We start from the raw sequence: 26,897 nt of genomic DNA on the forward strand, positions 1-26,897 counted from the left end.
TAGAGATTCGACAAGCTGTGGAAGATTATATGTACAATTACAATTACCGACGTTTTCAAGCCAAACTCAAACAGCGCGCACCGATTGAATATCGATGCGCACTGGCAGCATAGCTTTTTTCATCTGTCTGCTTGACAGGGGTAAGACCACTTCAATGGGAATATGTTCTTGTCCCTCGACAGGTACTTTACATCTAACACGTTACTTAGAATCTCATCGTTCTTGTAGTCCCATTACGTATATGAACTGAATGTACTAGTTGCCGAATCATATCCCCTAATAACACCATACGAATCAGTTTTAAATGGATAGCTACTTCTATTATTATAAAAATGGTCCTTCTATAGAAAGAATCATTTTTTACTGTTCTACTCAAAAAAGCAGCCCCGTCAGGAGCTGCCTCATGTTATGCCTTATTTTGTAATCTTATCTGTTTCCGCTAACCTTCCAGCTTACTCGGCATCCGGATAAGGATTGATCTTCTGGATCGTTCCGTCCTCGTTGTATTTCAGCTCGGAATATTTAACGCAGCGCTTGTGGTTGACGCCTTCCGACAGGGAGCTGTCGTGATAGAACAGATACCACTTGTCTTCAACTTGCACAATGGAGTGGTGGGTTGTCCATCCGATAACCGGAGATAGAATCTCGCCCTTGAACGTGAATGGTCCCATCGGATTCTTGCCGATCGCATATACGAGCTTATGCGTGGTGCCTGTAGAGTAGGACAGGTAGTAATACCCGTTATATTTATGCATCCATGGGCCTTCAAAATATCTCCGGTCTTCATCCCCGGCCAGAATCGGATTCCCGTCTTCGTCGACAATCGATATCTCGGCAGGCTTGCCCTGGAAGGACAGCATGTCGTCGCTAAGCCGTGCAACTTGCGGTCCAAGCGCCGGTTGGTCAGGAGCCGGTCCTTCTGCATCTGGCACGAAGCTGCCCGTCTGCCATTTCTCCAGCTGGCCACCCCAGAGTCCGCCGAAATAGATGTATGACTGATTGTCGTCATCCACCAGTACGGCCGGATCGATACTGAAGCTGCCTTCCATATAATTCTGCTGCGGCGTGAACGGGCCTGCCGGAGACTCTGATGTTGCCACACCCAGACGGAAGATGCCGTCATGGTCCCGTGCCGGGAAGAACAGGTAATAAGTATTGTTCTTATAAGCGGCATCCGGTGCCCAGAGCTGCTTTGAGGCCCACGGAATATCTCTCAGATGCAACGCTTCTCCGTGATCGACCACCGGGGAATCGAAGTTGTTCATCGAGAGGACATGATAGTCTTCCATTTTATACTGGTCGCCGTTATCGTTGCTCGGCTCGTCATGATCGAGGTCATGGGAAGGATAGATGTAGATTTTGCCCTCGTAGACATGGGCGGACGGGTCAGCAGTGAAGATGTGGGTTACGAGCGGCTGGTGGGGCTTAGGTGGTTGTTGTTGATTCATAAGGCATCTCCTTTGGTATTGGAATAATAGATGTAGGCATTTCCGTGTTCGATCCAGGAATAGCGCTCCAATATCCGTCGATTACGGGATTAAGGTAATTCAGTGATTGCAGCGTACCCTCCCTTTGAATTGAAAGTAAGCGTTTACAATCTCTATTGTATAAACCCCTCTTGTTTTTTCCTATACACATACTAAAGATCTTTCCCCGGAAAAATGTACAATTTCCGCCCATTTCATTATACTGGAAATATAAACCGATTGCTCACATTTAGTTTACCCTGCTTCCTTGGTTTATTGAACTAACGTTTCCCGTTAGTTCAATGACCTCTTCAAATCAACCCTTGTATAAGTTTTATCATTTTCGGATTCCCAATTGGGTCAACACTAACGAATATTTCAGAATAGTCGAGTTTCTTTGCAAGTTTTTCACGATGTCTAATTAAACTCGAACCAATACCATTGCCACGATAATTTTCATTTACATATAAGTCACTCAATTTGGGAGATAAGTAACTACTAAGTTTTAGAAGACCGAACCCCAAGCGTATGCTGTATTCCATACCCCATCTCCCTCCCCAATACTTCAGACTCTCACCGATAGTATAACTTCTACATAATACCATAATTGAACTAACCTGCCTGTTGGCTTAATGATATACGGTAAATACCGATTAGATATGCGTCTAATAAGTAATGGGACCGTGTTCTTGTCCCTCGACACTATTATTTGTGCTTCTTCGACTAAGAACAACGGCCCCCACAGTTGCGATATGCACAAAACTTTGTGTGAATGATTAAACCAAGCAATTTTTGAAAATTATCAAAGTACATCTAAATTAAAAAGGAGCTTTTTCTAACAAAAGCTCCTTTACTTTAGGTTGAAAAACTACATATTTGCCAGCATTAATAAATCCTCAAGGTTCAGCCTTCCAATAACCTCTACCGGATGGAAAAGAGTGAGCTATTATAACTCTATTCGAATTATTAGGTGGTACCTGTTCAACCTCATTTGTAAAGTCCTTAACTATTTGTTCTGAATCTTCAGCACCTATATTTTTGCTAAGTTCATATATTCTCAACCAAAATTCTTTAACAGTTACATTTTGTGTACCAAATGCCGCTTCGGCAGTTTGCACAGTTCTACATAATGGACCTGATTCGACCGGAAGAGTAACTGGTATGTTAAGTTTTCGTAAGGCTTCACCATATTTTTTTTGCTTGCTCTTTACCTATAACGCTCAGGTTCCTTTGGGTGGAGCAATCCATCAGACTAAATCCTGGTTGATCCTCTCCTACATTCGCCTCCCCATGACGAACATAAAGAATATACCCTCCTTGACGGAGTTCATTTATAAGAGAACCTGCATCTTCAGAGGAAGGGGAAGCATACGATGGTGAAATCAACATCAATAGACAGAGTAACAATATATACAAACGATACATTTCTTAACCACCTTTTTCTTCATACCGTCTCCATTCCTAGATGACTGTATACAATGTCTAAAGTGGATAAGAGTCATCTTTGTTAACTACACCTAAGTCGACCCAACTGTCGTCTCCGTGGGTAGGAAGCGAGGAATGTTACCTGCATAATCGTCCGGAGCAGCTTAGGGTTAGACCTGAGGATATCAATTATGTCGTTGCCTCCCACTTGCATCTGGACCATGCAGGATGGCAGCATATCGTCGCTAAGCAGTGCAACTTGCGGCCCAAGCGCCTCAATATCTATATCGTTCATGTGATAGATAGCAACAAAAAGACGCCCCGCATAGCGGAGCGACTTGAAGAAGTACTCATTAAAATCTATCGATTGTATTTGGTTTATTCCATCAAATCAGTTACTGCCCCTTTGGAAGCGGAGGAAACTAATTTAGCATATTTGGCAAGTACACCGGATTTCACTTTCAGTGGCGGTTGTACCCAAGCTTGTGCTCTAGCAGCTAACTCTTCTTCTGATAACTCAACCTTCATCTCCTGAATGTCGCTATCAATGGTAATAATATCCCCATTTCTAAGCAACGAGATCGGTCCACCTACTTGTGCTTCAGGTGATACATGGCCGACTACAAATCCATGCGATCCCCCAGAGAATCTACCATCTGTGATGAGAGCTACTTTCCCGCCGAGTCCCTTTCCTACGATGAGTGCTGTAACGGAAAGCATCTCAGGCATACCCGGTCCACCCTTCGGACCACAATAGCGTATGACCACGACGTCTCCTTCTTTAATTTCATCATTCATAATCGCTACTGTCGCCTCATCTTCGCTATCATACACCTTAGTCGGGCCAGAGAACTGTTGGATCTTCATGCCTGACATTTTCGCAACAGCGCCTTCAGGGGCGAGATTTCCTCGAAGTACAACCAGTGGTCCATTTGGCTTAAGTGGATTATTGAGCGGTCGTATAATCTCTTGATCATTTTCAAGTGGAGCAGATTCCGCTAAATTCTCCGCTAACGTTTTACCTGTTACGGTGAGGCAATCCCCGTGAAGTAAACCCTCAGCAAGCAATAGCTTCATTACCCCGGAAACACCACCAATATCATTCAAGTCCTGCATGACATATTGACCACTTGGCTTCAGATCCGCCAAATGAGGAACACGCAAACGAATACGCTCGAAATCATCCAGGGTTAGATCTACTTCAACCGAGTGCGCAATAGCTAGCAGATGAAGAAACGCATTGGTTGACCCGCCTAGAGCCATAACAACCGTGATCGCATTCTCAAAAGCTTTCTTGGTCATAATGTCTCTTGGGTAGATTTCCTGTTCAAGAAGTGAGATGACCTGCTTACCGGCTGCTTCGCATTCCAATGCTTTATCGGCTGAAATGGCTGATGTAGAAGAAGAACCAGGTAAACACATGCCCATTGCTTCTGCAGCTGCCGCCATCGTATTAGCGGTATACATGCCGCCACAAGCCCCTGGACCTGGACATACGCTACATTCGACCTTATGCAACTGTTCATCTGTTATTTTCCCATCTTGATATTGACCCACGGCTTCAAAAGCCGAAACGATATCTACATTTTTACCATCGAGATTACCCGGTTGAATGGTTCCTCCATATACATAAACGGAAGGAATGTTCATCCGTCCAATAGCCATCAGACATGCAGGCGTATTCTTGTCACACCCACCGATCGCAACCACGCCGTCAAAACGCTCCGCTCCGGTTACAATTTCAATCGAATCAGCTATAGCTTCTCGACTTGGCAGTGAGAACAACATCCCGCCGTGCCCCATGGAGATCCCATCCGAAACGGTAATCGTATTGAAAATTAGTGGAGCACCGCCGTTATTACGTGCACCCTGCTTAGCTTGCACCGCTAAATCATTGATGTGCATATTACACGGTGTTACTTCACTCCACGTACTCGCTATTCCTATCATTGGCTTTTTAAAATCCTCATCTTGAAAACCAACTGCACGCAGCATCGCTCTGTTCGGTACCCGGTTAGCTCCTTCACTGATTACCTTGCTTCGAATACGAAGATCTTTTTTGTTTTCCATGTCCCTTACCCCTCATTTCAAAGTATTTCGTTCAGTTCCTGCATTGGTCGAATAAAATTTTGTTTCATTATTACGTGAGCATCCTCACTATTTTTGCCTTCAAAAGCTTTAATAAGCAAATCATGCTCTTCGACTGAAGCAAGTGTAGCTGTAATAGGTTGTTTTAAAAACACATATTTAAATCGCCTAATGTGAATCTGGAGAGAGGTATTAAATGTGGCCACATAAGGATTGTCTGAGAGCTCCACAATATAATTATGAAATTGCTCATCCACCTCCATAGCCTGATAAACTTGTCCATTTTTAATGGAACTCGCGAATTCCAAATTTATGGATCTTAATTTCTCAATCTGTTCTGGAACAATAATTTGGGCGGTGATTTCAGCAGCTAAAGCCTGAAGAGCGGCCATTGTTGAATACATCTTAAAAATATCGTTTTTCTCAATATTCGTTACTTTTGTTTCTTTTCCTGGATGCATAGATACGAGGCCTTGAACTTCGAGTAACTGAAATGCCTCCCGAATCGGTGTCCGGCTGACTCCAAGCGATTCAGCCATTTCCGCATCAATAAGCTTTTCACCTGGTTGCAGTGTTCCATCAATGATCCATCGCTGAATCTGAGAAAACGCTCTTTCTTTTGCGGACATACGGACGGGTAAGGAAAAATCTTTAGGAATGGGCATGGTTTTCATCCTCATTACAATTATTCTTATATGCAATATATCGCATACACGATTGAGAAGCAATTAATATTTCATTTTATTACTCACTCCATTAAGTTGTCCGGATAGCAAATTTTTAGCATGATGAATGATCTGATAATGGATCTGTTCTTGTGTGTTTTTTCCTAAGTTCGTCGAGTATATATCTATATTCTGGTTGAACTCCTCTATGAGGATATGCACTATTTTGGTTACGATATCCTTCTCTTCATTCAATTACTTCAACTCACATTGACTCAATTATTCTCTTAAGAGTAGGATACTATTGATCAACAGCTTGGTACATATACGCATCCACTGTGGATTTATCTGAAACTCTCATCAAAGGGCTTATACAATAAAAAAAGGGTCCCGACAAAAAGCAGTCGACCCCTTTTTTTACAATGCTTATTGGTATTATTTATTGAGATGCTTGGTTAAGAGCTTTTAAAAATACCTCTGTTGGTTGTGCACCGGATATCGCGTATTTTCTATCAATGACAAAGAAAGGTGCTCCTGTAATCCCTAATTGTTTTGCTGTAGCTTCATCCGAACGCACTTCGCTAGCATATTTGGAGGGATCATATAGAACTGCCATTGACTCGTCCCTATTCATTCCAACTGATTCTGCAATATCTGCTAAAGTATCATGATCGCTGATTAGCTTGGCGTCCGTATAATAAGAATAGAACAGCTTCTCTGCTAATTCCTGATCTTTACCAACAGATTTGGCATATTGGGTTAAACGATGCGCATCAAACGTATTGGTGGGCTTCATTTGGTCGAAATTATACACGAGACCCATCATAGCCGCTTGTTGTCCAAGTTCAGCATTTGCCTTTTTCGCTTGCTCGATACTCATACCATGTTTTTCAGAAAGTATTTGATGCATATTTTTGCCTGAGTACATGGATACTTGGGGATTAAGTTCAAAGCTTCTATACTCAATGACCACTTCATTCGGATGAGCGAATTGCTCCAGTGCAGACTCTAATCGTCGTTTCCCAATATAACAAAATGGACAAACATAATCCGACCATATCTCGATTTTCATTTTGAATTCTCCCTCACTAACCACCTTAATCGGTGAATACTACATTTTTATTGAGCTTATTTGTTATAAATAATAGGCATTTTTCTAATCAATTGGTTGTCACGAGCAGCAGAGTACATGAATTTGGCAACATTTTCTCTGGAAACAGACATTTTAGCCGATTGATCTCCGAATGAATAGTCATAAGACTGCCCTGTGTATTTAACATTGGGGTTAATAATTCGAACGACTGTCCAATCCAGATTCGATTCCTTAATCATGCCTTCCATTTTCTTCATTTCTGCATAACCGTTTGGAAGGAGAACTTTGGCTAATACACCTGGAAGTATCGTGGACATGTTTTTCTTATCGTCATCTGATTGCAAAGCTGGCGTCGCAAGTGTAATGAACCTTTTTTTGTTAAGTTTGTTCATAACCCTAATCATCAGTTCGTGCCCGTCAGCAATCGGCGTGCCTTTAAGCTTTCGTGACATATCGGATGCTGGCCCCAATGTGCTGATTACGACATCGGATTCGGCAATGGCCTTCTCGATGGTTGAAGTATTCGAAAGCTCCCCTTGTACAAGGCTCAAATTTGGATGTTTGAGGCTGATTTTTTGGGGGTTTCTAACGTATGCCGTAACGAAATCTCCGTGATCTAAAGCTAATTGTGTTACAAGCTGTCCAATTGCTCCACTTGCACCAAAAACAGTGATATTCATATTCTTTACTTGTATCTCCTTCAAAATAAATTATTCAACTCACACTTTATCTTCAGTTATAAACTCTTCTACTCTGTCTCTTTTGGTGTACATGTCGTACCAAATATCAGCGATTTTATCTTGAACTCCTGAATTCGGCTGCATCCAAATTCCGATCGAAAGGTGACCTGCATAAACTCCTTTGTCAGCTAGTTCGCTGTTCAAATTAAAGATATAATTACGAAGTCCTGAAATTGCAATTCCGACATTGCCCATCATCGGCACCGGGTGAACTGCAGCGCCTCCAGTCGTAAATAACAGGGCACCGTTTTGCTTATCCAACATATCCGGTAACACTTGTCGAACGCTTGATAAAGCACCTAAAACATTATATTGAAATTGGTATAACGCATTTTCTTCAGTTACATCTAGTGTTGGCGCTACTGTATCAAAGCTCGGCGTTGGACTGTATTCAAGAACATCAATAAATCCGTATTTCTCTTTAATAGCGGCAAATGCCTTCTCAATTTGTTCTTTATTCAATATGTCTGCTTGAAAAGAAGCAGCTTCGATTCCCAATTGTTCTAATTCAATAACCAGTTGGTTCAACTTTTCTTCATTTCGTGCAATAAGCGCTACGCGAAAGCCATTTTGTCCAAATTTCTTTGCAATGGACATTCCTAAACCTGCTCCTGCTCCAACAATCACTATCGTTTTCATTTAAAAATCTCCCCTTTAATTAGAGTTAATTATCAACAAGATAAATAATGGTCAACGTGTTGTATATTTATCTTTTGTTTATTATGATTAATAAAAGGTCAGCATTCAATGTTTAATAATTTTGATTTTGAGAGATAAAATGCAGTTTCAACTTAAATGTCGTATATCTAACAAAAAAAGTTAAGGGAATGAGCCATAATGAACAAAAAAACCGATTTGCGTATCCTTCGCTCCAAACATTCGATAAAAAAGGCGTTTATAGAACTTCTTAATGAAAAGGGGTACGAAGGAATTACGATCCAAGATATAGCCGATAAAGCGATGATTAACCGAAATACCTTTTACCTTCATTATCAGAACAAACCCGATTTGTTGAACGTATCTATGGACGAATTAATAGAAGAACTAAAGAGTACACTCAAGCAATGCTCAAGCAGCAAAACTCCTGTAAGCCGCTCTATGCTTGAACAACTAATGCAAACTATACTGGAGAAAATTAAGGACAATATTCCCTTTTACAGAGCATTGTTACTTGATGAGAATAGAATCTATGGTTTTCAATCAAAGATGGAGGAAATTATAAAAAATACAGTGGAAGATGGCTTGGATGATATTCCCCTGAAGATTTCAAAGGAATTATTACTTCAATATATCGCATCTACTTTTATGGGCATTGTAATATGGTGGGTTAAAAATGATTTTTCTTATACTCCAAATGAACTCGCTTCTCAATTCGGAAAAATTTTAACTCATGGATACTTAAAAGCCGCGGGTATTTCGATCGATGATTAAAGTTGACGAACAGTAGCTGGGTAGATAGAAAAAAGGAGCCCCTCAAATGACTCGAATGAGGGCTCCTTTTCTGTTATTACACTTTCAAAAAATATTATTGTACGCTTGAAGATAAACTACTACCTCCGCTCTTCTCCGCTCTTCGCTTTACGACTATTCTGCCCGTTAGCTTAATGGAAATGATAAATTTCGTAATCAACATGTCCTGTTCCTTCAACCCAGCCTTATTTCTTCTCGCTTGGCACAGTGAATTTATAACAACTTTAAGCTTTGCGAAGCATTTGTCTCTCGCCTAGCTGTGATAGCATATCCTTCGTCATGGCCTTCAAGTCGTAGCGAGCTTGAAATCCCCATTCTGTTTTTGCTGCCGTCGCATCAATGGAATGCGGCCAGCTATCGGCTATCGCCTGTCTCTTCGGATCAACGTCATAATCTAGGATAAAGCCGGGAAACTCCTCCCGAATTGCTGCAGCGATCGCCTCTGGATCCACGCTCATTGCAGTGACATTAAATGAGTTTCGGTGCTTCAACCGGGATGAATCCGCTTCCATTAAATCGATGATTGCGTTTAGGGCATCCGGCATATACATCATGTCCATGTTTGAGTCTTTGGCGATATAAGATGTATACCGGCCAGCCGTCACGGCTGCGTAATAAATTTCCACCGCATAATCCGTCGTTCCTCCGCCAGGAGGCGTCATATAAGATATCAATCCTGGGAATCGCAGCCCCCTTGTATCCAGGCCGTACTTGTGAAAATAATAATCACAAAGCAGTTCGCCGGACACTTTGTTCACGCCGTACATCGTATTGGGCCGCTGGATTGTATCCTGCGGGGTATTGTATTTCGGAGTCGTAGGGCCAAAAGATCCAATGGAGCTTGGAGTGAACAGTTGGCAGCCGAGCTCTCTGGATACTTCAAGTGCATTCATCAATCCGCCCATATTCAAATTCCAGGCAAGCAGGGGTTTCTCCTCTGCAGTAGCCGACAGCAGCGCAGCCAAATGCATGATGGTATCCACTTCGTACCGCTTGGCGATTTCGAACATTGCCTTATCATTCGTCACGTCCAGGAGCTCGAATGGTCCTGATCGGGTAATTTCGTGGGCTGATGACCTGAGATCCGTAGCAACGACATGATCCGCACCATAAATCTCACGTAATTTAACAACTAACTCAGAACCGATTTGGCCCAGTGCTCCGGTCACCAAAATCTTGTTCATAAGACATTCCTCCCGAAATATACTCCCGCGAATGCAGCTAAATCAGCTTCATTTCCTTGCCAACTTTCTCATAAACAGAGATCACCTGGCCCAGCATCTCATTGGTATGAGCAGCTGTCGGCATGTTGCGTATTCTTCCAGTTCCTTTTGGGACCGTAGGAAATACGATTGCCTTAGCATAAACGCCTTCTTCATAGAGCCGTTTGCTGAACTGTTGGGTGGTTACTTCATCGCCAATGATACAAGGTGTGATTGGAGTTTCACTTTGGCCTACATCATATCCAAGCCGGCTCAAGCGTTCTTTCAAATGATTGCTATTCTCCCACAGCTTATCGATCAACTCTTTGTCATTCATCAAAATGTCGATAGAAGCGCTACAAGAAGCGATTGCAGCCGGAGGTAGCGATGTCGAGAACAGAAACGGACGGCTTCTCAGCTTCAGCCATTCGATCAATTGTTTTTTACCCGCCACATAACCGCCGACAACGCCGATCGCCTTGGAAAGAGTACCAATTTGAAAGTCAATGCGGTCGGACAATTCAAAATGTTTCACGGTTCCTGCACCTGCTCCGAGAACGCCCGAACCGTGAGCATCATCCACATAAGTAATCAGATCGAATTCTTCTGCTATTTTCACGATTTCGGGTAGCTTTGCTATATCACCATCCATGGAGAAAACCCCGTCGGTGATGACCATAATTTTATGGTACTGACCGGATTCCTTGGCCTCTTTCGCTAGCCGTCTTAAATCATTCATATCCGAATGCTTAAAGCGAATCACCTTGGCTCTCGACAGGCGGCAGCCATCAATAATTGAAGCGTGGTTCAGCTCATCGGATAAAATCGCATCATGCTGGTCCATTACCGCGGATATAGCAGCCATATTGCAGTTAAATCCCGATTGATACACAATAACGGCTTCCGTTTTTTTGAAACGGGCCAGTTTTTCTTCAAGCTCAATATGAAGATCCATCGTACCATTAATTGTTCTCACAGCCCCTGCGCCTGCCCCGTATGTCTGCGACGCCTTAACTGAAGCATCAATCAGGCGGTAATCTGTTGCCAGTCCCAAATAGTTATTGGAAGACAAATTGATTAGGGACTTTCCGTCAATACGAATAACAGGACCATTTGCACCTTGCAGTGTATCGATGAAGTTATATAGACCTTTATTCTTTAGATCTTCGATGTTCGAACTTAAAAATTGGTCCAATACTTGACTTGACATTCGATTCCCTCCTTGATATACGTTTGTCCTCATAGGGGAGACATGTTATTCTGCGAAAAACCTTGTTATACAGGGGGTTATACTGATTTCAATGTAGCATCTTTTTTATTCTTTGTACACATGTGGAGGACAAAAAGTAAAAATATCCGCAAAAAAACATAGCGATTGCTTCCCTCATTCCCGGAAGCAATCGCTACTAAATCTTTGCTTATATCTTTTGCTGCTCGGTAACTTCTTGTGCAGCCATTATTTCTTTTGCTTATTCCTTTAAATCAATCGATTTACCCCGGTTCAAACGGGATTCTTCCGCGGCAAACGCAATGAGATGACTCCGTACGGAAGCGCTTGCCGAGGTTAGGCTCTCCTGACCACTATAGTTCCATAGCTACAAACTCCTTAAGGTGATAGCATTACCCATGCCAACAGCACTGTTCGGATCATCATGTTCGCCTGTAGCAAAAGCTGCCACTTCAATATAATAGACACTCGTTTCTTCCGAAAAATGTAAACTCCATCATGCGAGAAACGGGTGGCCGCGGAGTCGATGTCGTGTTCAACACCATCGGCGGCAACACATTGTCGCGCAGCCCCGACACGCAAGCACTCCTTGAACGAAGCTATTTTTCAAGCCCTTGCGCAAAGGGATACTGCCTTAGCAAAAAAATCATGCAGCAGTCCCATATGGAATATCAATGAAGATGTCGTCAGCATCGCGAAGGGCTGACAACGAAGAAGCACTTCTATACTACCTTACAACAAGAAAGGATGTCTTGCATTGAATGTGAACCGTTCTTCCATGCTCCATAACGGCTCATTCCTACGATTCCTACGATTATGGATCGCGCGCATTTTCTCGGCTCGCGCTTTTCAAGTACTGTCCGTCGTCATCGGCTGGCAGATGTACGCACTGACCGATAGCGCCTTCCAACTCGGCCTCGTCGGCCTGGCCCAGTTCTTACCCATGCTAGTGCTAACGCTGCCGGCCGGACAGACTGCTGACTGCTTCGATTGACGCACCATTGTCTATCTTTGCCAACTGATGGAAAGCACTATAGTCGTCCTACTCGTCATCAGCAGTACACAGGGCGATCGGCTCTTTCCATCTGTTGATCGCCGCCACCATTCTCGGTGCTTGCCGCACTCGCTCAAAAAAACCATATGATGGATCACAATTTTATCTGCTGGAGCATATCCCCAGTGTTGTTGCTTGGTCTTTTATTGTCGCAGTAATTTTGTTTATTATATGTTACCGATAGTTGTCTGTTGATCTCCCAGTCGTATTATTTCATTTACAGCTACTCTGATTGAAATTTCACTTCATAATCCCTGGACACACCGGGAATCCGTACTCTGTTTCCGGCACTGCTTTCTGATTTTATCTTTCCTGATAACGATCATAGGCTATTTGATAGATTTCGATCGCTTTTTCGATATTCATTTTCTGTAGCGTATCCCTGTATGTGCCGAAGTTCTCTAGCGGTTCGTTACCCATAACAAACTTCAGGAGCATCTCTTTCATATAAGTATCCACTTCACTCATAATTCGGCTGATCTCCTGACTTTCACTTCCACTGAATAAGAGCGGTGGCAGCAACAGTGTGCGATCCGCATTGAACCATCTTTCATTGGCTTCCTTAGCTTCGGGATGCTCCAACTCAAAGGAAGCCCAGGCGTCATAACTCATCACCTTTACCATCCCTGAAGTCGGATAGGCATAACGCGAAACTGCCACTCGTGCTTCATAATTTGGGTCATTCCATATGGCATCCGTGAATTTCTTCTTTCCATTCTCTATAACATAGCTTTCTCCTTCCAGGCCCCAGTTCTGTAGGTCGCTTCCTTCCTCGCCAATCATGAAATCGAGCAACTTCATTACCTTCTCTGGATCTTTGGCCTGAGAGCTGACAACAGCTCCCTCAAGAGGTACATATTGCGCCAGTTGTTCTGCTGCACTGAACGATTGGCCTGCTGGTCCAACCGGAGGCGAGACGCCTACCAGTTTAAAGTCGGGAACTGCCGCCTGCATTTGGTTTTTGTACGTATTTATGCCAGAAATGGTGCCGCCGTAAGCGCCTACAATATTATTTGAAAACTTTGCTTCAAAGCCTTTTTTGTCCGTTGCCGCGAACTCGCTATCAATCAGACCCTCTTTGTACCATTTGTTCATCATTTCAAGATAATCTTTGAATGCTGATTCATAAGGACCGTAGGTGATCTTTCCAGTCTGCGGATTCATCTGAAAGGTGACAAGTAAACCATACGCGGTGCTGAACGATGTAATGCTGCCCATTCCGTTTTGATCGCCGAGCGGAATTTCGTCATTCTTATCACCGTTCCCGTTCATGTCATTTTCTTTAAAAGCTTTCAATGCTTTATACCATTCATCGATGGTCTTTGGCATCGGAAGACCCACCTGATCCAGCCAATCCTGACGAATCATCGTTCCAGCCCATGCATTGCGTCTAAGATCGAGATTGACCTGCGGAAACTTCGCAATTGTACCGTCATCCAGCATGACCTGCTTTTTGATTTCCGGATGCTCATCAAGCAGTTTCTTGTAGTTAGGCGCATATTGATCAATAAGATCATTCAGCGGAATCGCTACACCGTCTTCAATAAGCTTGGCTACACCCCCAGGGTAGTTGCTCGGTACATAAATAATGTCGGGATAGGTTCCTGAAGCCAGCATAATATTGAATTGAGAGAGATTGCTCGTGTCATTTTCCTGAAAATTTATCGTAATACCGGTCCGTTTCTGAATCTCTTTGTACGCTTCCACGTCCCCGTAGCCCTTAAGCTCTGGAATCTTGCTGCTGAATTTACCGTTCCAGAGAAAGCTGACCGCTTGGTTGTTTTCGTCAGATGCACCTGCCTGACCAGCCGGTTTGTCATCACTGCACCCTGCTATTAACGATGCCGCCATCAGGATGCTTAAGGACATTTTTCTAATCTTCATACTCATCCCCCATTTTCTGCTAATGTAAATCATTCAGCCTTTCAATGCCCCGATCATGACACCCTTTGTGAAATATTTTTGGATAAACGGATACAACATCAAAATAGGTAAAGTGGCTACGATTATAGTAGCGTACTTGACCACTTCGCCCAGAAATGGATCTCCCGTCGCAGTGGACAGGTTGGTTGTGTCCGTTGTGCTGTTCTCAATGAGTATTTCCCGCAGTACCAGCTGCAGCGGAAACAGCTCCCTGTCCCGTAAATAAATCAGGGCCCCTGTCCATGAGTTCCAATGACCTACTCCGTAGAACAATGCCATAACGGCAAGAACTGGAACCGATAGAGGTAAGATGATCTGGGCAAAAATTCGAAAATCCGATGCACCATCAATCTTAGCCGCCTCTTCAAGCTCAACCGGGATAGCCTGAAACGAGGTTCTCATAATAATCAGATTCCAGGTGGCAATCAATCCGGGAATGATGAGAGCCCAGCGTGTATCCAGCATTCCCAGGTTTTTTACCAAAATATAGCCGGGGATGAGACCGCCGCTAAAGAACATGGTGAAGACAACCATCATCATCATATACTTTTTCCAATACATCTCTCTTCGCGATAGAACAAAAGCAAACAACGCTGTAAAAAATACGTTCAGGGTGGTACCTACCACTACGTAAAACAGGGTGTTCTTATAGCCAGAGATAATCATCGGATTTTTGAGCACTAATTTATAGGCTTCCGGATAGAAACCCTTCGGCCACAGGAGAAGGCCGCTGTGTTTAACCAATTCTGACGGCACACTAAACGATGCGAAAAGCACGTAGAGAAAAGGATAAAGCGTGATGATCATTAGCCCCGTCAAAAACACAATGTTTAAAGTGTCAAATATTTTATCTCCCAAGCTGCGTTTTATCATGCCGGGTATCCTCCTCTACCATAGACTCGTATCATTAATTTTCCGGCTAATCCGGTTTGCCAGAATCAGAAGAATGAAGTTAATGACGGAATTAAACAAGCTGACAGCTGTGCTGTAGCTGTAATTCGCCTCAAGCAGTCCACGCCGGTATACAAAACTGGATATGACATCTGCCGTTTCATAGGTTTGAGGATTATACAACAAGATTACCTTCTCAAAACCTACATCCATAATTCCACCAATGCGTAGAATCAGCAGTATAACAATTGTTGGCATAATGCCGGGTAACGTCACGTGCAACATTTGCTTCCAGCGGTTCGCGCCGTCCACTGTGGCTGCATCGTACAGCTGTGTATCAATGGCCGATAATGCGGCCAGATAAATAATGGATCCCCAACCGATCCCTTGCCAGATTCCCGAACCCACAAATATGGTTCTAAAAAGAGAGGGATCCAGCAATAAATTCTGTGCTTCTACACCAAACCAGCTCAATATGATGTTAAACAGTCCCGCTTTTCTTGAGAAGTCGACAATCATGCCACTAATGACAACAATAGACACAAAGTGTGGCAGATATGTGATCGTCTGTGTCAACCGTTTGAAAAAAGTGTGCCTTACCTCATTTAACAGCAGAGCTAAAATAATGGGCGCAGGAAAAGCAATAAGCAGTTCGTAAATGCTGATGATCAATGTATTCCGCAGTAACCTCCAAAAGTAAAAGCTTTGAAAGAAATCTACAAAGTTCTGAAAGCCGATCCAATCGCTTCCCAAAATGCCTTTGACCGGTGAATAATTTTTAAAGGCGATGGTAACGCCATACATAGGTATATAGCTGAAGATAATGTAATAGCTAATCCCGAACAATCCGAGAAAATAAACAACCTTATGCTTCTGGAAGTCTCTGCCCAGCATACTAAAGTAATCGCTCAAGCCCGATTTCCCGACCTTTCTATTCTGTCGCATAGCCAGTTTCAAAAGTTTCACCTCCTTATAGGTGGGTGTCTATGTTGCACGCCGAATATATCACCAACGGGAAAGCGTTTACAATATTCAATAATTATATGCAATTTTTATACTGCTCCTGTAGAGGCCATTGAATATACAGTGCCTGCTGTTGTTGCAAATTCGGTAATATTCCCCTTACGAACTGTAGATACCGGCAGACCATCAACGGTAGTCACATGGATAAGTTGCTGTGAAAATAAACGGATTTCCCCTCCAATTTCAGAGCGTATTGACGCTGTCTTCATTTGTTGGTCAGCCCATGTCATGTCAATGACGAACCCTCCTCTGGCCCGCAGGCCGGTCACACTACCCGCCGGCCATACAGCTGGAAGGGCCGGAAGAAACTGAATGTAATTTAAATGGCTTTGCAGCAGCATTTCCGCAATGCCCGCAATACCACCAAAATTACCATCGATCTGAAACGGAGGATGGTTATCGAACAAATTGGGCAGTGTTGATTGACGAAGAAGTTGTTGTGTATGCTCATAGGCCTGCTCTCCATTCAGCAGTCTTGCCCAGAAATTAATGATCCAGGCTCTGCTCCAGCCCGTATGTCCTCCTCCATTTTCCAACCGTCGAATCAGTGTATTTTTCGCACCTTCTGCCAGCTCCGGCGTCAAATCAGGACTAATTGTGGAACCGGGATGAAGCCCAAACAAGTGGGAGATATGACGGTGACCCGCGTCCGTTTCGTCATAATCCACAAGCCATTCTTGCAGCTGTCCATGCTTGCCGACTTTCATAGGCGGCAATTGTTTGATTATTTTACCCCATTGCTCCCGGAGATCTTGATCAACGTTCAACACCCGGCTCGCTTCCATGCAGGCCCTGAATAATTCCTCTATAATTTGCGTGTCCATCGAGGGGCCATAACATAATGTTCCTACTTCACCATTGGGTAACCTATATCGGTTCTCAGGCGAAACAGAAGGATTGGTAACCAGGTACCCTTCAGGACTTGGAACGAGAAAGTCAACAAAAAACAGGGCTGCTTCTCTCATTGTGTCATATGCTCGTTCCAGGAAGACCCTATCCGGAAAAAATCTGTAATGCTCCCATAGATGGAGCGTTAGCCAGGCCCCGCCCATGACCCACTGTGTAGCAGCAGCATAAATATCCTGCGGAGCCGTGTCTGCCCAGAGATCCGTATTGTGGTGGGCGACGAAACCTCTACAACCATACATCAATTGTGCCGTCACTTTCCCATTGACCTTCATCCGTTCGACTAGTTCGATCAACGGCTCATGACATTCTGCCAGGTTACATGTTTCCGCGGGCCAGTAATTCATCTGAGTATTAATGTTTATCGTGTATTTGCTATCCCAAGGCGGAGCCATGGAGTCATTCCAAATTCCTTGCAAATTAGCCGGAAGAGTACCGGGCCTGCTGGATGAAATGAGCAGATACCTTCCAAAATGGAAGTAAAGCGTATTTAGTCCGGTATCCTCAGCTCCATCTTGTACAAGTTCCAGCCGCTTAGAAACAGGCAAATGATGAAGATGATTTTCTGTAAGGTCCGCAAGCTCCAGCTTTACCCGTTTAAACAACTGCTGGTAATCAAGCACATGTTCATTCTTTAACTCTTCATAAGATTGGACTACGGCTCGATCTATCCATTCGCTGGCTTGCTGCTCCGGTTTATCGTAGCGGAAGCTGGAGGCAACGGACAGATATAATGTCACTTGATTTGCTCCCTGCACATTCAAATGCTCACCGATTGCCTGAACAGTCCCCCCGGAAACAACGGCCTTTACCATTGCCGTATAAGACCCTTCGTTAACGCCTCCGCATGGATTGGACATCACGACGGTATCTTCACCTTTCCGATAGGACAGCTCCATATGCCGGCCTTTCTTTCGTTCAAACCTTGCCTTGAAGCTCAAAGTTCCGGGACGATTCGTTTCCAGCCGAATCACCATGACCTGCGCAGGGTAGCTGCAAAATACTTCTCTGCGGAACCTGACACCTTCATGCACATATTCCGTTAAAACGATCCCCTGCTCCAGATTTAGTTCTCGTCTGTAATCGGCGGACACCACTTGGTCTACAGGATGATTCATGCGTATCATCAAGTCACCAGCTGTCATATAGTGCCTCTGGCTGCAAGGTGTACCGGATAGAGCCGCCTCCACGAGTTCATGAGCTTCATTTAATTTGCCGTCGAACAAAAGCTGCCGAATATGGGACAGATGTTCCTTGGCATCCGGGTTATTCCGGTTTCTTGGTCCACCAGACCATATTGAATCTTCATTAAATTGGATTTGCTCCTGTTTGATGTTTCCAAAGACCATTCCACCTAGCCGTCCGTTCCCGATGGGTAGTGCTTCCTCCCAATTGCGAGCAGGAGCATCGTACCACATCATGGATTCAGATTTCATTTTCATTCGCTTCTCCTCTTTCTTCCGTATTTAAAAAAGGGAAAACTTGCGGATTGAAATGAGGCAGGTCCCGCCTGTTCAATCCGCTCATCCTGTTAATGCAAAACGACCTTATCACAGTCTGGAAAAGGCTTACAATGCACAAAATTTATATGCTTTTTTTATAAGCAACTTATTTGTTTTGGCTTAAAAGGGTCTTTTTAGCCCCCATTCTTAAGCTACCAGCTTTAATTGCTCTGAAATATCTGTGTGATAACCACTATTGCATTACCAGTCTGAAAAGAAAAAAAAGGTAGCTGTATGGAATATAATCATCTAAAATAATGCTAATCACCATGCACGTCACTAGCATCCTCACCAGCTATACGAGTGCCGCCACGGTACTTTGCAAAGAAATCAACAAGCGAACTAATATACTTTCAAGGAGGGGCTTGAACGAGATGACTGACAACCATTCCTATAAAATTTTCATAAAATACCTGTTGTCCTACATCATCCTTCTTCTGCTTCCTATCACACTGATTGCAATGCTTGTTTATAGTTTCTTTGTGAGCCAACTGGAGGAGGAAGTAATTGCCGGCAATCTGAATACGCTGGATAACATGCGCGAATCCATGGATGAACAGTTAAGCAGAATTGAAGATACCACGAGGCAAATGCTGATTGAAGATAACAATCTGTATCCGTTCCGGATTTCAGACCAATGGGGTTATAAAGCTTGGGGAATTACACGTGAGTTAAAACGTTATCAACGGATGAGCCCGTTTATTCATGAGATCTGGATCTATTTCAAGTCGGATCCTGCTGTTTTTACAAGCAGTGGTGTGTATTCATTGCCGATGATCTCCAATCAAATTTATCAATTTGAAGATTGGTCTGCATCCTCCATAATTGCAGATTTGCAGGAATCCAGGACAGCTTCCCTGCTCTCACCAGGTTATGATGAAAAGTCACATGAACGTTATTTGAGAATGATTCAACCCATGTTTCCGAATCAAGCTAATCCCTATGGGACCATAGTGTATTTGATAAATGAAAAATCCATCCATCAGTTAATGTCCACATATGAAAAAGCAGAAGGATCAATGTGGATCTTTGACCAAAATAATCAACTCGTTACGTCTGTTGCAAAAGAAGGCAGCCCCTCCCGTTCAGCCTTTTCAAAGCTCATTACGGAAAATGATCAATCTCCTTATCAGGAAATCACACTGGAGGGGACAGATTACTATCTTTTCCTCATGCAATCCGAGCAATCTGGATGGAAGTATGCGACTTTACTTCCGATCGATGTCGTGATGGATAAAGTGAATCATGCTCAAAACTGGCTGACCTACGGTATTATAGCAATTCTGATTGTCGGAGGCGGCATCATTTATGTAAGCATGCGCTCCAATTATAGACCGATTCATTTGTTGCGCAAGGAAAGTCAGAGACTTTTTCCCCAAAAGATAAAATTACTAAATGAACTAGAGACTGTACGTTATACGCTAACCAGCCTTGCCAATCAAAACAAAGATCTCGATAATCGTGTGAAGAATCATTCCTCCGCTGTCAAAACACAGATGATTTTCGCGCTCCTAAAGGGAGAAATTGAATCTTGTACGGAAATTGCTGAATATGATGCCAACTTTGTAGATCTGACCGATGAGGCACTAACCCAGGTTATCATCATTGAAACTTCTGAGCATGTTTATTCCAAGAAGGATCATACCATTCAGAAAATGGAACAAAGTTATCCTGGGCCCCATCCTATTCTCGGAATTGAGCATTTTGAAACCGGGCGTTATGTATTTCTCCTGCTCATTCAAGATTCTCTTACTGAAGACACACATGCCTATTTGGATCAATATCATGAACGATTGTATGAATTATTAGGGGGTACAGTTACCCTTGGAGTTGGTACCTCGACTTTGATTTCGGAAAGTCCTCGTTCCTACCTTGAGGCGCAGACAGCCATGGATTATCGATTTATTCAAGGCGTTAACCGGGTCATTAGGTATCACGATATTCCAATGAACTTCAATCATCAGGAGTCTTATCCTCACTCAGAGATGGATAGCTTCCAGCGGGCTGTGCGTAAAGCCAAGATGGATAAAATCCAGAGTGCTCTATCGAATATCACTGATTTTATCCGGCAAAAACAGGTGCCTTTAATTATCGCCCGTAGTCTCTGTTACGACATTATACGCTCCGTTAATAATATGTGGACTGATCTTGGGATGAGTAAGCAATACTCTGCCCAGTATCCCGACATTTTTGTACTGGAACGTCTGGAAACAATCGATGAATTCGAGAAATTGATTCGCTCTATCAGTCAGGATCTAACCCTCTCGTTTGAGAAGCAGAATAAGGAAACGTCCTTGAAAGAGCCAGCATCCCGGTCCCTCAACTTGATCACCCAACACATAGAAGACCATTATGATCAATGTGATTTTTCTCTTCAGGGAATGTCAGAGGCATTTGGTATGGCATTGCCCAACCTGAGTCAATTGTTTAAGGAACAGACGGGTCAGACCCCACTTGAATACGTGACCGAATTACGTATGAAAAAAGCTCAACATTTGCTGACGACAACTATGAAACCGTTATCATCCATAGCGGAAGAGGTCGGGTATTACAACGTGTCAAGTTTCATCCGCCGCTTCAAACAGCTAAACGGTAGGACTCCCGGTGAATATCGAAATTACGCCGGGGCATCCAATTACGAGAATAACGAAACTTCAACTGCCAAAAGCAAATCTTAAAGTAACTGATAACAGAAAAAGAGGCTTCTCCATATGGAAAAGGCCTCTTTTTTATGGATATATCAGTCATCATGATAGAGAGTCTTTAAACGGGAAATATTGCTTGCACTGTTTATAGAATATGCCAAAATCCTTAATGATAGGGGAGAACTACCTTTTCCCGTATACATAACGTTCCATTTCAAGGGAAGCAAGCAAATAGGGAGCCAACCCCATTGGAACATCTTCAACCACTGCTTCCGAAATATAATAGTCATAGGACCCATTTCGATCCTTGCTTAGTCCCGCTCCATGGCATATTTGCTTCAGATGTATACCCTGCTCATCTTCTTCTGTGAGATGTTCTTCGATGCCCTGATACCCCCTAAGCGCTGCATCTTCAAGGCCTTTTTCAAGATAACCACGCCCAAGCCCTTTCGCCAAAGCATAAACAAACATGCATGAACCGGACGCCTCTAAGTAATTGCCCTTCCGGCCAGCTTTATCCAGTACCTGATACCACAGCCCCGTCTCGTTATCCTGAACCTGAAGCAGAGCAAGGCACAACCGATGGAAAATACCAATTATGGTTCCACGCTTGGGATGAGTTACCGGAAAATGATCAAGACAGTCTACAAGTGACATCATGTACCAGCCCACTGCCCGACTCCAGAATTGCGATGATAAGCCAGTTCGGCTATCTGCCCATTCCTGCTCGCGTGATTCGTCCCAACCGTGATAGAGCAGACCGGTCAGTGGATCACGTGTTTTACGCTCAATCAGCAATAACTGATGAGCCACCTCGTCCAGTAGCTCGGGACGTCCAAATACCTTGGCATATTCCGCCAAAAAGGGTGACGCCATATACAGACCATCCAGCCACATCTGAAACGGATATACCTTTTTGTGCCAGAATCCACCTTCAGACGTTCGAGGTTGACTAAGTAGCTGTGCGGCAAGTAAGTGAGACGCTTCAGCATACCGATCATCTCCTGTTTCTTGGAGCAACCAGAATAGATTCTTCCCCTGATTGATCTGATCTAAATTGTATTCCTCGAGCGAGTAGGTCCGAATGGAGCCGTCTTCCCGAATAAAGGTGTCCATGTGACGCCGTACAAACGTGGTGTATGTGGGCTCGTTAAGCTGTATTCCGGCACGCATCATCGCCATCAGCAGCATTCCGGGTACATAAGCCCAGCGTTTCAACAAGTCCTCATGCTCCCCCCTTTCATTGCATTGTACTATAATTGTCTCAACAATTTTTCTCGAATTGCTTGCAATTTCGGCCTGCATCTTGCTCATCTACATGTTTCTCCTTTCATTCATTTAATGGTAACCTGCTCAGTAACCTTCGGGATGCCAGCCGCCCAAAATACTTGAAATCTGATACGTTAACGCCTCCGCTGATGTCAGTTGCCGCGCCCAAGAAACTCTTTCCGAAAGATTGGCACCTGCACCACTACTCTCATATTCTTCATAGCGACAAGTTTTCTCCCTATCAGGCGCACCCCAATTATGCCAGCCCTCCCCTGTAATAGAACCATCCATTGCGGTTCTCAGAAAGGCAACATGCCCATATGGACGCCAGGGACGTCCAAGATACACATCCCGAACTCCTTCACTACTTGTAATGCGGCAATCCAGAAAAACATACCCAAATGGAGAACCTTCCGGCGTGGAAGCTGCCGTAATGTATCCTCTTGATCTTTTGTTATGAAGATGACATCGGTCAAAAAGGGCTGTTGCCGGGCCAAAGATATAATCTACATCCCCCTCAATATAACAATCGTTATAATATTGCTTTCCTTGTCCCGTGTATAATGTATCCTGATCACCGAGAAAGCGCACTCTGCGGAAGACCGCATGGTCTCCATCAACAAAAGCTGCTACAGCCTGCCCTGTTCCCGGTCCAGAAGCATTTTGAATGGTTATGTTCTCAGCTGTAAACTGCTTCGCAAATATATTCATCGTCCCCGTGCGGAACGTACCCAGTGGTTTCCCATTTGCATCCAGTGTGTGGGCATTATCCGACCAGCTTATAATGGTGGCGTCTGGATCTTCGCCGAGCAATAAAATGGGCGGAGCATCAGCTGGTATGGTTATCTTCTCTTGATAGACCCCTGGTTTGATTCGAATCGTTACCTCCGAGAAGTGCTCCTGAGAGATCGAATCCAAAGCATTCTGGAGACTGACAAAATCGCCGTCTTTTTCTGCAGATACAGTAATCAACATACGTTTCTCCTTTCAACCTACTTAGGAAATAAACTATAATAGTGATAACTATGGTGTGACAAGGAGTGGCCATGAAAAGTGTTAGCGTTTCCCAACCGAAATACCAAGTGGCTAACGAGCAATTCAGCATCCAGCACATGAAACGTGCAGGCATTACAGCTATGCCACGGGCTCACAGTCATTCTTTAATTGAAATGTATTACCTTAGAGAAGGTGAACGTATTTATTTCGTAGATAGTCAAGTGGTCACGCTTAAAAAAGGAGAGCTCATTCTTATCCAGTCTGATGAGATGCACGCTACCGCGAGCTCCGAGATTGCTGAATTTGAGCGAATCCTAATTAATTATCATCCTGCACTGCTGCCCACACCGCTTCAGGATGACTGTAAATGGTTTAACAAGCGGGGTTTTCATCTTTTTCGGTTGATGTTACGTGAGCAGACCGAAGCTGAAAACCTCCTATTGCGTATCCTTGAAGAGTGCCGGGAATGTCGCCCATTTTACGAAACAAGCGTCCTTACCTTATTTGCTGAATTAATGATTCTGCTTAAACGTTCAGAACCTCTCACACAGAACGATAGCTCTAAACACCCACTGCACAATCTGGTTACCGATGTAGCTACTTATATCCGCGAGCATTATCAGAAGCCACTGACTTTGGAAGAAACGGCTAGACAATTTTTCATCAGCCCATCCTATTTGAGCCGCATATTCTACAGACTGACAGGCTTTCATTTTCGGGAATATGTCGTGCATATTCGAATTCTGCAGGCCAAAAGACTCATTACCCAATCAAACATCAAAATCCAGGAAATTGCCTCGAATGTCGGGTTCGAGCACCTGTCCCACTTCAACAAAACCTTCAAGAGAGTAACGGGATACAACCCTTCACATTATCGAAAAGAAATCAAATTTCGTCAGGGGTGAAGTCTGTTCTAAACCAATCAAGAATCCTAAATTAAGCCCTCATAATCAAACCAAACAAAATCGGCAACCGCTGTACTATGAGCTCCCTGAGAGCTTGCATACAGTCCAATGTAAGTTCCCGTAAAACCACCGGCCAGATCGGTGCTTAACAGCCTTCCATCGACATTCATGCAGAGCGCCTTCCACTCATCTGCCTCTTCTGTTCTGAAGAAAAAGCTGTGATTCTGATGGCGGGCTTCCACCTTCAATTGAATTCTGCCTCCATCACATATTTCGGAACCAAGCTCTTTTTCTTCCCCCCTAAAACGCTCGATCAGTCGAAGAATATACTTATCTCCTTCACGTGATAACACAAAGCGGAAGTGAAATTTCGCGTTATGCAGTAGCACCAAGCCAGCCACTTCACCGTCAGCTTGGGGCTCAAATTCAAGACTTAACGCTGCACTAAAACTTAAATGCTGTTGGCGGCGTCCAACAAAGGCGGGGTTAGCCTGCTCAGACAGCTGTTCCGACTTCAACTTCAAACGCAAATACCCTGGCCGATCCGTAAGACTCCAAAATTCTCCCCGGGGTGTACGAAGAAAATTCCAAACAGGAGATAATTGTGTAACATTAAACTCCTCTCTTACAGAAGGGAGATCCCACCTATGTTCTGGTAGGTTCGGGGCAACCATCTCAAACTCCAACATTCCTTTACCAGGACTAACTACGGGCCACTCATTTTCCCATTTTACAGGTGCAAGAAATGTCTCACGTCCAAGATTGCGGTAATACCCTCCGGCAGTTCGGGAAGCAAGGCAAAACATCCACCACTCTCCATACTGAGTCTCCACCAGTTCCCCATGTCCCACGTTTACAATTGGAAAGTCTCTTCCAAGATGTCTATGTGTCAAAATGGGATTAGCTTTGTGCCCTTCGTAAGGCCCCTTAACGTTCTGGCTCCTTGCTATAGTAACCGCATGTGTATGCCCGGTTCCTCCTTCTGCAACAATTACGTAGTACCATTCGCCAATTTTGTATATATGGGCACCCTCTTGCGCATGTGCGACCTTCAGCGCTCCCTGCCAAATGCTATGCTTCTCTCCAATCAGCTTTCCTTGACTCAGATCGATTTCCTGCAACCAGATGTCCATGTGTTTCGGATATTCCTGCCCTTCTGGAGGAACTCGGTTGCCAGAATAATACACACGATCATCATCGAAGAACAGGGATGGATCAATACCCGGAGCATCTTTCAACCAAACTGGGTCTGACCAGTCTCCGGCAGGATCAGTAGCTGTAACATAAAAATTATGCGGTTTTTTATCATTATCGACGTAAGTTGTGATCATATAAAAGATCCCATTATGATATCGGATCGTAGGTGCCCAAATTCCCATAGATGGAGCAATATGATCCAGATTCAGTTGAGAAGGCCGATCTAGAATGTGGCCAAGTTGACGCCAGTTGACCAAATCCTTACTGTGAAACAGGGGCACGCCAGGGAAATATTCAAAGCTTGAAGTTACCAGATAATAATCCTCTCCCACGCGTATGGCTGAGGGGTCAGGGTAAAATCCAGGCAGTACAGGGTTTTGAAATGTTCTCAATGTCAGTTCTCCTTCAGCGAATGTATTGTAAACACGCCCATTATAGTTCAATCAGATGTGAATTTCTTGCTTCTTCTGTGTTCAGTTCCCATCTTTTTATACTTTCTTGTTCTAAACGAAAAGGACCAGAAATTTCAATTGCAAGTAAAGAGCACGACTTGATATATTTAGGGAAAGTCAGTATTGTCGGTGAAGTAACAACAGAGGCACCATGTATAGAGTGACCTGGAAATGATACCCAACGGATCATAGAAACTAATAAATCCAGAACAGCCTTTAGGTTTCCTTTTGACACTGACAACTGGACTGGAGTTAGAATCCGGTCTGAGTAAAACTTCCCAGTATGATACGTAACAAAACAAGTTGGGATTGGAAAGGATATTTACGGAATCTACAAACATGACAACAAATGGCTGCTAAAATCAGCAAAGACTTCATTCTATTCAATCGGGAGTTAACGTTTAAAGTAAACGAGTACTAATTCTTAAGAAAGAGGCTACCGCAAATCGCGGAGCCTTTTTAACAGTCATTTGTAAAAAGGGCCAAGCAGTACGGCTTTCGAATTATTATTTATGCCTCCCATGCGAGGAATTTGGAATTTTTGGGTTCGATAATAATTACATTTCAAAGGTCGCTAGTATTACAACAATAGTTAATCCCTTTGATAACCAAGTGGAGAATGAATTTTTACATTATTTTTAATAGATTATAAAATATAGACGTACCAATACATGACACGGACCTCATAGTACCAAGTGCTTACTTCCTTCAACCGCAATGCTGTTCCAACGCACAAGTTCATCTCCTTCTGTGCATA

21 protein-coding genes and 1 pseudogene are annotated in these 26,897 nt (G+C 43.7%); 6 read left to right on the plus strand and 16 right to left on the minus strand.

Translation table 11 applies throughout. The annotated features are described in order from the left end of the window. Positions 1-5 precede the first annotated feature (5 nt). The gene (locus AB4111_RS00005; RefSeq protein WP_442031539.1) at positions 6-113 is read left to right on the plus strand and encodes an IS3 family transposase; all 108 of its coding nucleotides are present in this window, start codon (positions 6-8) and stop codon (positions 111-113) included. Between the two features lie 339 nt (positions 114-452). Here AB4111_RS00005 and AB4111_RS00010 read toward each other — a convergent pair whose 3' ends face one another. Together AB4111_RS00010 and AB4111_RS00015 are read right to left on the minus strand one after the other, a co-directional pair. Next, a complete protein-coding gene (locus tag AB4111_RS00010) occupies positions 453-1,448 on the minus strand; it encodes a glycoside hydrolase family 43 protein (protein WP_442029350.1) in 996 nt (331 codons plus the stop codon). 329 nt (positions 1,449-1,777) lie between these two features. Beyond that, the gene (locus tag AB4111_RS00015; protein WP_442029352.1) at positions 1,778-2,008 is read right to left on the minus strand and encodes a GNAT family N-acetyltransferase; all 231 of its coding nucleotides are present in this window, start codon (positions 2,006-2,008) and stop codon (positions 1,778-1,780) included. A 1,004-nt stretch (positions 2,009-3,012) separates the two neighbouring features. Here AB4111_RS00015 and AB4111_RS00020 point away from each other — a divergent pair. After that, positions 3,013-3,141, plus strand: a pseudogene (locus AB4111_RS00020) (MBL fold metallo-hydrolase); the annotation flags it as partial. A 128-nt stretch (positions 3,142-3,269) separates the two neighbouring features. Here the strand turns inward: AB4111_RS00020 and ilvD are convergent. The 5 genes from ilvD to AB4111_RS00045 form a co-directional block, all read right to left on the minus strand. Further along, positions 3,270-4,961 carry a dihydroxy-acid dehydratase gene (ilvD, locus tag AB4111_RS00025; RefSeq protein ID WP_091020096.1) on the minus strand — a complete coding sequence of 564 codons (1,692 nt, stop codon included), beginning with the start codon at positions 4,959-4,961 and terminating at the stop codon, positions 3,270-3,272. Positions 4,962-4,978: 17 nt separating this feature from the next. Then, positions 4,979-5,644, minus strand: a complete 666-nt coding sequence (locus tag AB4111_RS00030) for a GntR family transcriptional regulator (protein WP_442029355.1) — start codon at positions 5,642-5,644, stop codon at positions 4,979-4,981. Between the two features lie 439 nt (positions 5,645-6,083). Beyond that, entirely contained in the window at positions 6,084-6,716 is a 633-nt protein-coding gene (locus AB4111_RS00035; RefSeq protein ID WP_442029357.1) for a DsbA family oxidoreductase, read from the minus strand. 56 nt (positions 6,717-6,772) lie between these two features. Then, positions 6,773-7,417 (minus strand): NAD(P)H-binding protein, encoded by a 645-nt coding sequence (locus tag AB4111_RS00040; RefSeq protein WP_442029359.1) that lies wholly within the window; start codon positions 7,415-7,417, stop codon positions 6,773-6,775. Between the two features lie 39 nt (positions 7,418-7,456). Further along, positions 7,457-8,116 carry an SDR family NAD(P)-dependent oxidoreductase gene (locus AB4111_RS00045; RefSeq protein WP_442029361.1) on the minus strand — a complete coding sequence of 220 codons (660 nt, stop codon included), beginning with the start codon at positions 8,114-8,116 and terminating at the stop codon, positions 7,457-7,459. 198 nt (positions 8,117-8,314) lie between these two features. Between AB4111_RS00045 and AB4111_RS00050 the strand changes: the two genes are divergently transcribed. Next, positions 8,315-8,908: a TetR/AcrR family transcriptional regulator gene (locus tag AB4111_RS00050; RefSeq protein WP_442029363.1), complete on the plus strand. Its 594-nt coding sequence runs from the start codon at positions 8,315-8,317 to the stop codon at positions 8,906-8,908. 263 nt (positions 8,909-9,171) lie between these two features. Here the strand turns inward: AB4111_RS00050 and AB4111_RS00055 are convergent, their stop codons facing one another. Continuing rightward, positions 9,172-10,131: an L-threonine 3-dehydrogenase gene (locus tag AB4111_RS00055; protein ID WP_442029365.1), complete on the minus strand. Its 960-nt coding sequence runs from the start codon at positions 10,129-10,131 to the stop codon at positions 9,172-9,174. Positions 10,132-10,168: 37 nt separating this feature from the next. Continuing rightward, complete coding sequence (locus AB4111_RS00060; protein ID WP_442029367.1) at positions 10,169-11,359, minus strand: glycine C-acetyltransferase; 1,191 nt, start codon at positions 11,357-11,359, stop codon at positions 10,169-10,171. Between the two features lie 796 nt (positions 11,360-12,155). Here AB4111_RS00060 and AB4111_RS00065 point away from each other — a divergent pair. Then, the gene (locus AB4111_RS00065) at positions 12,156-12,371 is read left to right on the plus strand and encodes an MFS transporter (protein ID WP_442031540.1); all 216 of its coding nucleotides are present in this window, start codon (positions 12,156-12,158) and stop codon (positions 12,369-12,371) included. Positions 12,372-12,734: 363 nt separating this feature from the next. On the opposite strand, the gene AB4111_RS00070 is transcribed toward AB4111_RS00065, so the two are convergent. The 4 genes from AB4111_RS00070 to AB4111_RS00085 form a co-directional block, all read right to left on the minus strand. Beyond that, positions 12,735-14,315 carry an extracellular solute-binding protein gene (locus tag AB4111_RS00070; RefSeq protein WP_442029369.1) on the minus strand — a complete coding sequence of 527 codons (1,581 nt, stop codon included), beginning with the start codon at positions 14,313-14,315 and terminating at the stop codon, positions 12,735-12,737. A gap of 33 nt (positions 14,316-14,348) precedes the next feature. Then, positions 14,349-15,227: a carbohydrate ABC transporter permease gene (locus AB4111_RS00075; protein WP_442029371.1), complete on the minus strand. Its 879-nt coding sequence runs from the start codon at positions 15,225-15,227 to the stop codon at positions 14,349-14,351. Positions 15,228-15,242: 15 nt separating this feature from the next. Then, positions 15,243-16,190 (minus strand): ABC transporter permease, encoded by a 948-nt coding sequence (locus tag AB4111_RS00080; protein ID WP_442031541.1) that lies wholly within the window; start codon positions 16,188-16,190, stop codon positions 15,243-15,245. Between the two features lie 107 nt (positions 16,191-16,297). Further along, positions 16,298-18,616: a glycoside hydrolase family 95 protein gene (locus AB4111_RS00085; protein ID WP_442029373.1), complete on the minus strand. Its 2,319-nt coding sequence runs from the start codon at positions 18,614-18,616 to the stop codon at positions 16,298-16,300. Between the two features lie 434 nt (positions 18,617-19,050). Here AB4111_RS00085 and AB4111_RS00090 point away from each other — a divergent pair, with 434 nt between their 5' ends. Beyond that, positions 19,051-21,354: a helix-turn-helix domain-containing protein gene (locus AB4111_RS00090; protein WP_442029375.1), complete on the plus strand. Its 2,304-nt coding sequence runs from the start codon at positions 19,051-19,053 to the stop codon at positions 21,352-21,354. 150 nt (positions 21,355-21,504) lie between these two features. Here AB4111_RS00090 and AB4111_RS00095 read toward each other — a convergent pair whose 3' ends face one another. Then, a complete protein-coding gene (locus AB4111_RS00095; protein ID WP_442029377.1) occupies positions 21,505-22,635 on the minus strand; it encodes a glycoside hydrolase family 88/105 protein in 1,131 nt (376 codons plus the stop codon). 39 nt (positions 22,636-22,674) lie between these two features. After that, a complete protein-coding gene (locus AB4111_RS00100) occupies positions 22,675-23,565 on the minus strand; it encodes a pectinesterase family protein (protein ID WP_442029379.1) in 891 nt (296 codons plus the stop codon). Between the two features lie 71 nt (positions 23,566-23,636). Between AB4111_RS00100 and AB4111_RS00105 the strand changes: the two genes are divergently transcribed. After that, on the plus strand, positions 23,637-24,491 hold the full coding sequence (locus AB4111_RS00105) for an AraC family transcriptional regulator (RefSeq protein ID WP_442029381.1): 855 nt from the start codon (positions 23,637-23,639) through the stop codon (positions 24,489-24,491). Between the two features lie 26 nt (positions 24,492-24,517). On the opposite strand, the gene AB4111_RS00110 is transcribed toward AB4111_RS00105, so the two are convergent. Continuing rightward, positions 24,518-26,080 carry a glycoside hydrolase family 43 protein gene (locus tag AB4111_RS00110; RefSeq protein ID WP_442029383.1) on the minus strand — a complete coding sequence of 521 codons (1,563 nt, stop codon included), beginning with the start codon at positions 26,078-26,080 and terminating at the stop codon, positions 24,518-24,520. Between the last annotated feature and the right edge of the window lie 817 nt (positions 26,081-26,897).

Origin of the sequence: Paenibacillus sp. 2KB_22, from assembly GCF_052115745.1 — a bacterium.
Classification (GTDB): domain Bacteria; phylum Bacillota; class Bacilli; order Paenibacillales; family Paenibacillaceae; genus Paenibacillus.